1 protein-coding gene is annotated in these 1,274 nt (G+C 65.9%); it reads right to left on the minus strand.

All coding sequences use genetic code 11. From position 1 onward, the window contains the following. Positions 1 to 1,262, minus strand: a 1,262-nt coding sequence (locus ACFYWL_RS31225) for an acyltransferase domain-containing protein (RefSeq protein ID WP_386980442.1), incomplete at its 3' end; no start/stop codon positions are given. Positions 1,263 to 1,274 lie beyond the last annotated feature (12 nt).

Here is a 1,274-nt window from a genome sequence, read left to right on the forward strand (position 1 = left end):
CGGCGTTCGAAGGGGTAGGTGGGAATCGTCGTCGTGCGATGCCCCTTACCGGCATGCACCCCCACCCAATCCACCTCACCCAACCCACGGCTGTAGAACTCCGCCACCGCAGAATGCACCTGCGCCTGATCCGAACGATCCCGACGCAACGTCGACAACCACACCAACCCCGAATCCGGCAACACCTGCTTTCCCAGACCCGTCAACACCGGATGAGCACCGATCTCCCAAAACACCCCACCACCCGCAGCACCCACCAACCCCAACGCCTCACCAAACAACACCGGCCCACGAATCCCCCCACCCCACAACCCACCATCCGCCACCGACCCCGCATCATGCCACCGACCACTGATCGACGACGCAAACCCGATCCGCGGCGCCGACACCCCCACCCGCGACACCGCCTCCGCGAACGGCCCCACCGCACCCGCCATCGCCTCCGAATGAAACGCATGACTAACCACCAACCGCTGACACCGCAACCCCGAACCCGCACAAAACGCATCCACCACACCAGCCGGCCCCGACACCGTCACACTCCGCGGCCCATTCCACGCCGCCACCTCCAACCCCGGATAACCACCCACCACCGACCCCACATCACCGGCGTCAGCAAACACCGCCGCCATCGCCCCACCCGACGGCTGCCCCTGCATCAACGAACCCCGCACCACCGCCAACCCCAACACATCCGCCAAACCAAACACCCCCGCCGCCCAAGCCGCCGACAACTCACCCACACTGTGGCCCACCACCAGGCCCGGCCTAACCCCCCACGACTCCAACAACCGCACCAACCCCACCTGCACCGCAACAATCCCCACCTGCGCAAACCGCGTCTGCACCAACTCCTCACCCCGACCACCAAACAACAACTCCAACAACGGCACCTCACCCGCGACCAGCTCCGCACACTCATCCAACGCCGCCCGGAACACCGGCTCCACCCCATACAAACCCCGAGCCATCCCCGCATACTGCGAACCCTGACCCGAAAACATGAACACCGACACCGGCGGCGCATTCACCAACCGACCCACCGACCGAGAACCATCCGCCACCCCCGACAAACCCTCCACCACACCCGCGCCATCCACACCCGACACCGCCACCCGGAACCGATGCGACGCCCGACCCACATTCGCCGTAAACCCGAAATCCCCCAACCCATCAACACCCCGCCCCGACGACAACGCCCGCACATACGCCCCCGCCAACCGCCGCACACCCTCCTCACTCGACGCCGACACCTTCACCACAAACGACTCCTG

The organism is Micromonospora sp. NPDC002575 (assembly GCF_042889525.1).
Taxonomy (GTDB): Bacteria; Actinomycetota; Actinomycetes; order Mycobacteriales; family Micromonosporaceae; genus Micromonospora; species Micromonospora carbonacea.